9 protein-coding genes are annotated in these 7237 nt (G+C 68.3%); 4 read left to right on the forward strand and 5 right to left on the reverse strand.

Going from position 1 to position 7237, the window contains the following annotated elements; translation table 11 throughout:
- Nucleotides 1–10: 10 nt before the first annotated feature.
- On the reverse strand, nt 11–988 hold the full coding sequence (meaB, locus tag GC106_RS29770) for a methylmalonyl Co-A mutase-associated GTPase MeaB (protein ID WP_173137476.1): 978 nt from the start codon (nt 986–988) through the stop codon (nt 11–13).
- Nucleotides 972–2159 (reverse strand): acetyl-CoA C-acetyltransferase, encoded by a 1188-nt coding sequence (locus GC106_RS29775; RefSeq protein ID WP_173137478.1) that lies wholly within the window; start codon nt 2157–2159, stop codon nt 972–974. The genes meaB and GC106_RS29775 overlap by 17 nt, the downstream gene beginning before the upstream one ends.
- Nucleotides 2160–2307: 148 nt before the next feature.
- Between GC106_RS29775 and mce the strand changes: the two genes are divergently transcribed.
- Nucleotides 2308–2754 carry a methylmalonyl-CoA epimerase gene (gene mce / locus GC106_RS29780; RefSeq protein WP_173137480.1) on the forward strand — a complete coding sequence of 149 codons (447 nt, stop codon included), beginning with the start codon at nt 2308–2310 and terminating at the stop codon, nt 2752–2754.
- 90 nt (nt 2755–2844) lie between these two features.
- Complete coding sequence (gene ccrA, locus GC106_RS29785) at nt 2845–4176, forward strand: crotonyl-CoA carboxylase/reductase (protein ID WP_173137482.1); 1332 nt, start codon at nt 2845–2847, stop codon at nt 4174–4176.
- A gap of 64 nt (nt 4177–4240) precedes the next feature.
- Here the strand turns inward: ccrA and GC106_RS29790 are convergent, their stop codons facing one another.
- Nucleotides 4241–4828 (reverse strand): TetR/AcrR family transcriptional regulator, encoded by a 588-nt coding sequence (locus GC106_RS29790; RefSeq protein ID WP_173137484.1) that lies wholly within the window; start codon nt 4826–4828, stop codon nt 4241–4243.
- 82 nt (nt 4829–4910) lie between these two features.
- Nucleotides 4911–5288, reverse strand: coding sequence for an SPW repeat protein (locus GC106_RS29795; RefSeq protein ID WP_173137486.1), 378 nt, complete (start codon nt 5286–5288; stop codon nt 4911–4913).
- A 128-nt stretch (nt 5289–5416) separates the two neighbouring features.
- Between GC106_RS29795 and GC106_RS29800 the strand changes: the two genes are divergently transcribed.
- Nucleotides 5417–6514, forward strand: a complete 1098-nt coding sequence (locus GC106_RS29800; RefSeq protein ID WP_246366851.1) for a chromosome segregation protein — start codon at nt 5417–5419, stop codon at nt 6512–6514.
- A 17-nt stretch (nt 6515–6531) separates the two neighbouring features.
- On the opposite strand, the gene GC106_RS29805 is transcribed toward GC106_RS29800, so the two are convergent.
- Nucleotides 6532–6747: an FmdB family zinc ribbon protein gene (locus GC106_RS29805; protein WP_173137488.1), complete on the reverse strand. Its 216-nt coding sequence runs from the start codon at nt 6745–6747 to the stop codon at nt 6532–6534.
- 23 nt (nt 6748–6770) lie between these two features.
- Here GC106_RS29805 and GC106_RS29810 point away from each other — a divergent pair, with 23 nt between their 5' ends.
- Nucleotides 6771–7064, forward strand: a complete 294-nt coding sequence (locus GC106_RS29810; RefSeq protein WP_173137490.1) for an Rv1322 family protein — start codon at nt 6771–6773, stop codon at nt 7062–7064.
- The last annotated feature ends 173 nt before the right edge of the window (nt 7065–7237 follow it).

A 7237-nucleotide genomic window follows, 5' to 3' on the forward strand; every position in this document is an offset into this window, starting at 1 on the left:
TCTCGCGGACTCACGACCGCTGGACCGGCCCGGTTATTCCCGCGACGAGCTGATCGGCCGCCGTGTACGGGTCCAGGTCACCCGCGGCCACCCGTTTCGCCAGGTCGGCGAGGACGTCCTGGCCACGGCCCGTGAACCCGGCTCGGACGGCCTCCACGGCGATCGCCTCGACCTCGGCGCGCGCCCGCGTGTGCCGCCGTTGTTCCAGCCCGCCGTGGTCCACCAGCCACTGGTGGTGTGCGTCGAGCGCCGCGACGGCATCGTCCACACCCTCCACTTTGGACGCTACGGTCCGGACGATCGGCTGGCGCCACGAAGCCTCCTCGATTCCCCTGCGCGCCATCGCGACCATGTTCTTCAGGTCGCGCACGGTCGCCTCGGCGCCGTCCCGGTCCGCCTTGTTCACCACGAAGACGTCGGCGATCTCCAGAATCCCGGCCTTGGCCGCCTGGATGCCGTCGCCCATGCCCGGCGCCAGCAGCACGACCGTGGTGTCGGCGAGCGACACGACGTCCACTTCGGACTGTCCAACCCCGACGGTTTCGATCAGCACGACGTCGAACCCGGCCGCGTCGAGCACCCGCAGGGCCTGGGGCGTCGCCCAGGAAAGGCCACCCAAATGGCCACGGGTGGCCATGGAACGGATGAACACCCCGGGGTCGGTGGCGTGTTCCTGCATTCGGATCCGGTCACCCAGCAACGCACCACCGGAAAAGGGCGACGACGGGTCGACCGCGAGCACGCCGACGCGTTTTCCCCGCTTTCGCAGCGCGGTCACGAATGCCGACGTGGAAGTCGACTTACCGACACCGGGCGGTCCGGTCAGGCCGATGACCCTGGCGTGTCCGGAAAACGGCGCCAACGCGGCGGCGACCTCCCGCAATCGCGGGCTGGCGTCCTCGACGAGCGAGATGAGCCTGGCGATCGCGCGCGGCTGTCCCTGCCGCGCGCGATCGACCAGCTCGCCTATGTCACTGCTTCGGGACACGGATGATCAGCGCGTCGCCCTGGCCGCCGCCACCGCACAACGCCGCCGCACCGACACCGCCGCCGCGGCGCTTGAGCTCCAGCGCCAGGTGCAGCGCGAGCCGGGCACCGGACATGCCGATCGGGTGGCCGAGCGCGATCGCGCCGCCGTTGACGTTCACCTTGTCCGGGCTGATGCCCAGCTGCTCGGCTGAGACCAGGCCGACCGCGGCGAAGGCCTCGTTGATCTCGACGAGGTCCAGGTCTCCGACGGTGAGGTTCTCCTTGGCCAGCGCGGCTTTGATCGCGTTGGACGGCTGCTCGTGCAGGCTCGCGTCCGGGCCCGCGACGACGCCGTGCGCGCCGATCTCGGCCAGCCAGGTCAGCCCCAGCTCCTCGGCCTTGGCCTTGCTCATCACGACCACGGCCGCCGCGCCGTCGGAGATCGGCGAGGACGAACCGGCGGTGATGGTGCCGTCGCTGGCGAACGCCGGGCGCAGCTTCGCGAGCGTCTCGACCGTGGTGTCGCCGCGGATGCCCTCGTCACCGTCGACGATCAACGGGTCGCCTTTGCGCTGCGGCACCTGCACCGGCACGATCTCCTCGGCGAACAGGCCGTTCTTGACCGCGTTTGCGGCCCGCTGGTGCGAGCGCGCCGCGAACTCGTCCTGCTGCTCACGCGTGACGCTGTACCGCGAGTTGTACTTCTCCGTCGACGCACCCATGGCGACCTGGTCGAAGGCGCAGAACAGGCCGTCGTGCGCCATGTGGTCGAGCATGGTGACGTCGCCGTACTTGAACCCGCCGCGGGACTTCGGCAGCAGGTGCGGCGCCTGGGTCATCGACTCCTGGCCGCCCGCGACGACGATGTCGAACTCACCGGCCCTGATCAGCTGGTCCGCCAACGCGATCGCGTCCAGGCCGGACAGGCAGACCTTGTTGACGGTCAGCGCGGGCACGTTCATCGGGATGCCCGCGGCGGTCGCGGCCTGCCGAGCGGGGATCTGGCCCGCGCCCGCGGTCAGCACCTGGCCCATGATCACGTACTGGACCTGCTCGGGGGCCACGCCCGCCCGCTCGAGCGCGCCCTTGATGGCGAAGCCGCCCAGCTGCGTCCCGGAGAAATCCTTGAGCTGGCCGAGCAGCCGCCCCATCGGGGTACGGGCTCCAGCGACGATGACGGAACCGGACACAACAGCCTCCAACAAAGATGATGCGAGCGCTCGTTAACCTGACGATACCCAGGGGTATCGCTCTGCACCGATTCCGTGTGGCACTTGGTGTCGTACACGCCACAGAAATGTCGCGCGGTGTTCGCGCGACATGCTTACTCTCGTCGTCATGCCCGAAGACTCCGCAGCAGCCAAGGTCACCGCGATCGATCACGTCGGCATCGCGGTGCCGGACCTCGACGAGGCCATCACGTTCTACCGGGAAACACTCGGCCTGGTGCTCGCCCACACCGAGGTCAACGAAGAGCAAGGCGTCCGCGAGGCGATGATGCGCGCACCGGGCGACGACGGCACCGGCACCGCCATCCAGTTGCTCGCCCCGCTGTCGCCGGACTCCACCATCGCCAAGTTCCTCGACAAGCGCGGCCCGGGCCTGCAGCAGCTGGCGTTCCGGGTCGAGGACGTCGACGAGGCGTCGGACGTCGTTCGCGGCAAAGGACTGAACCTGCTGTTCGCCGAGCCGAAACACGGCACGGAAAACAGCCGGGTCCAGTTCATCCACCCCAAGTCGGCCGGTGGCGTGCTGACCGAATTGGTCGAACCACACCAGCCCTGAATCGGTACTGGTGGCACACGTCTCACAATTGTGGTGATCTCCGATTACCCGTGGGTAACCTCCGGGAATTCACGACGTTGGAGGTCAGGCGTGGAAAAGATCCGTGACGCCATTCTTTCGGGTGACGTGGCCGCTGTCGGCGGCCTTGACGTGCCGGATCACTACCGAGCGGTCACCGTGCACGCGGACGAAGTGGAAATGTTCGCCGGTCTCGCCACCGCGGACAAGGACCCGCGAAAATCGTTGCACGTCGAGGACGTCGCGACACCGGAACTGGGTCCCGGCGAGGCGCTGGTCGCCGTGATGGCGTCGGCGATCAACTACAACACGGTGTGGACCTCGATTTTCGAGCCACTGGACACGTTCGCTTTCCTGCGCCGTTATGGCAAGACGTCGGAATTGGCCAAACGACACGATCTGCCGTACCACGTCGTCGGGTCCGACCTCGCCGGCGTGGTGCTGCGGACCGGGCCCGGCGTCGGCGCGTGGAAGCCCGGCGACGAGGTCGTGGCGCACTGCCTGTCGGTCGAACTGGAGCACCCGGACGGCCACAACGACACGATGCTCGACCCGGAACAGCGGATCTGGGGCTTCGAGACGAACTTCGGCGGCCTGGCCGAACTGGCGCTGGTCAAGTCGAACCAGCTGATGCCCAAACCCGCGCACCTGACGTGGGAGGAAGCCGCGTCACCGGGCCTGGTCAACTCGACCGCGTACCGCCAGCTGGTGTCCCGCAACGGCGCGGGCATGAAGCAGGGCGACACGGTGCTGATCTGGGGCGCTTCCGGCGGGCTCGGGTCGTACGCGACGCAGTTCGCGCTGAACGGCGGCGCGACGCCGGTCTGTGTCGTCTCCAGCCCGGAGAAGGCGGAGATCTGCCGCCGGATGGGCGCGGAACTGATCATCGACCGGACCGCGGAGGACTACCGGTTCTGGTCGGACGAGAACACCCAGAACCCGCGCGAGTGGAAGCGGTTCGGCGCGCGCATCCGTGAGCTGACCGGCGGTGACGACCCGGACATCGTCTTCGAGCACCCCGGCAGGGAAACCTTCGGCGCAAGCGTTTACGTCGCCAAGCGCGGCGGCACCATCGTGACGTGCGCGTCGACGTCGGGCTTCATGCACCAGTACGACAACCGATACCTGTGGATGCACCTGAAGAGCATCATCGGCTCGCACTTCGCGAACTACCGTGAGGCGTCCGAGGCGAACCGGCTGATCGCCAAGGGCAAGATCCACCCGACCCTGTCGAAGGTGTACCCGCTGGAGGAGACCGGCCAGGCGACGTACGACGTGCACCGCAACGCCCACCAAGGCAAGGTCGGCGTCCTCTGCCTCGCCCCGGCCGAAGGCCTCGGCGTCCGCGACGAGGAGAAACGAGCCAAGCACATCAAGGCCATCAACACCTTCCGCGGCGTCTGACCCCACCCTCCCCTCGTGAGTGTTTATCCGTGTTAGAACCCGGATAAACACTCACGAGGGGTTTTCAGGCCTTTGTGCCCGCGCCCAGGGTCAGGGCGTCGGCGATGAAGTCGACTTCCCGGTCCATCATCGGGGTGTCCTCGGGGTGCCTGGCGACCGAATGGCGGTAGCTGACCGCGAGGGCGAGCAGGCCGGCCGCGCTGTCCACGTCGGCCATCGCGATGGTTCCGGCACCCGCAGTGATGATCACTGCCTTCACCTGGTGGACGATCGTCTGGAACCGCGCCTGCAGCGCCTCTCGGACGTCCTTGTGGGTGTCCGCTTCACGCCACAAGAGGTGCGACAGCAGACGGGAGTCGCTGAGTCTGGCGTCCAGCTCCGCGACGAGACGCCGCAGGCTCGCGGCGACGTCTCCGGGCACCACGACGTTGGCGGTTTCTATGTGTTCGTCGGGCAGTCGTTTGATGAGCGCCGTCAGCAGGTCCGACTTGCGTCGGAAGTAGTAGTGCACGAGGCCCTTGGGCACTCGCGCCGCTTCGGCGATCCGGGAGGTCGGTGTCGCGTCGAAACCCGCCTCGGCGAACAACTTCTCTGCTGCGGTGAGGATCCGTTCCCGTGCGGAGGGATCGTCACCGGACTTCGACCGGGCCACTGGCAACAACCCCTTCAAGCGGAATGCGCACCGGCATCACACCAAGACCGGCGCGCACTCCGCAACAAGGTTGAGGCGAAACTCAGTGCTGGCCCGCCATTCCCCGGTGTGCGGTGTTGGCGGCCGGCAGCGCGGCCAGGCCCATGATCAGGGTCAGCGCGCCGAGGATGAACGCGCTCCACATCGCGCCGGTCATGTCGGTGAAGCCCATGACCCACGGTGAGATGAAGAGCAGGATGCCGAGCACGATCTGCACATACTCGCCGTAGACAACGCCAGGCATGGCCAGCGAGAACAGACCGTCCAGCGCGATCAGCGCACCCAGGATGATCAAGGTCCAGGTCACGGGGTTCGTCGTGTCCAGCCAGAGCGGCGAGAGCACCGCGACCACGCCGAGCACCACCTCCGCCCAGTCCTGCCAACGGGTCCAGGCCCGCGCCGGGGTCGTCATGTCGCTCATTGCGTCACCTCCACGAAGGAGAAAGGCCCTACGAATTCATGGTGCGCTTGGTTGGCCGGCCGGTCAAGTCCTCGTCGTTGGTTCAGGGAGTGGGTTTGCGGACATCGCACTCGCGGTAGGTTGAGAGCATGGCTCTTGGCGAGGAGCGCGAGCTCGTACCCCTTGGCGCAGGTTTCGACTATGCGAAGCGCGGCTACAACCGTGCGCAGGTCGACGAGCACCTGGAACGGGTGGATCGGGACATGCGCCTGCTCGCCGCCGACCGCGACGCGGCGGTGTCCCAAGCGGCGGATCTGGCGCGCCAACTGGAGATCGCCCGCTCGGAGCTCGACGACATGCGCGGGCAGATCGAGCGGCTGTCGCTGCCCCCGACCACGTTGGAGGGCCTGAGCGAACGCCTGCAGCGGATGCTGCGGCTCGCGCAGGACGAGGCGACCGAGACCAAGGCCCGTGCCGAGGCCGAGGCCGGGCACATCCGGGCGAAGGCCGAGACGGACGCCAACGCGCTGCGCGCCCGTTACGAGGAAATGCTGCGCGGACTGGACACCCGGCGCGCCGAGATGGAGGCCGAGCACCGCGAGGTGCTGGCCAAGGCACGCGCGGAAGCCGGCGACATCACCAAGAAGGCCGAGGAGGAACGGGCCCGGCTGGACGCGGAGTCCGCGCAGCGGCGTTCCCAGGTCGAAGAGGACTTCGAGATCGCGATGGCCTCACGCCGCACGGAGTCCATGCGTGCGCTGGCCGAGCAGGAGGCGACGAGCAAGGCCGAAGCCGAGCGCCGGGTCCGTGAGGCGACCGAAGAGGCCAACCGCCGCAGGCACGACGCCATCACCGAGGCCAAGGCCCGGTTGCAGGAAGCGAGTGAGGAAGCACACCGCCGCGTCCGCGAGGCGACCGAAGAGGCCAACCGCCGGATCAGTCACGCCGCCCAGCGCGTCGCCGCGCTGCGTCAGCTGCGGACCCGGGTGGCCAACCAGCTCCGTCAGGCCCGCAGCCTGATCCAGGACGCCGATGTCGTGCTGGAGAACGCGACGCCGGTGCTCGACCCGCTGCCGGAGGAGCGGCCCGCGGACGAGTCACCGACCAAGGGCCTCAAGTCGGTCACCCAGACCGAGGCCGCGGGCGGCCCGCCGAAGGAGCACTGGGAGCCCGCGGAGCCGGACGAGAACGGGCAGTCCGACGCCACCAAGCCGGTCGTGCAGCCCGTCCACAAGCCCCGCCCCTGACGGGCACCGGGCTGTCGTCAGCCGCAGCAACCGCCGCCGCAGCAGCCACCACCGCCGCCACCGCCCACCGGGGCGGGAACGGACGACGAGCCGGCGAGCCCGGCCATGGTCAGCAGTTTCACGGTGTCCGTGTGGCCCGACGGGCAAGCGGCGGGCGCCCCGGACTCGCTCATCGGCCGGTTGACCTCGAACGTGTCGGCGCAGTCACGGCACTTGAACTCATAGGTCGGCACGCCTGGAAATATAGTTCTTGCCTGTGCCCCGACGGAACCGGTCAAAGCGCGACGAGCCGCGCCTCAGCGGTGCGGCGTCCCTCCAGCGCAGCGAGGCCGGGCCGGACGGCGAGTGGTACGTCCGATCGGTCTCCGGCTCCGCGACCACCAAGACATACCGGTGCCCTGGCTGCGATCACGAGATCAGACCGGGCACCCCGCACGTGGTGGCGTGGCCGGCGGACGACTACGGCAGCGTCGAGGAGCGCAGGCACTGGCACCGCGCCTGTTGGGACGCCCGGCTGCGGCGCAGGCCGACCCGTCGATCGGCCAGGTGAAACACGACCTAGCTTGAGTTTTAACCTGTTCGGCGGGGTCGTGGGTTGGTGGATTTGGTTTTCTTGCTGTGGTTGGGTTTCTGTTTGTCTGTGCTGGTGATGGTGTGGACGTCGTGGCGTGGCGCGGGCTGGTGGTTGGGTATCCCGGCGGGGCGGCCGGGACCGGGTCGTGA

Source organism: Kibdelosporangium persicum (assembly GCF_013280595.1).
GTDB classification, from domain to species: domain Bacteria; phylum Actinomycetota; class Actinomycetes; order Mycobacteriales; family Pseudonocardiaceae; genus Kibdelosporangium; species Kibdelosporangium persicum.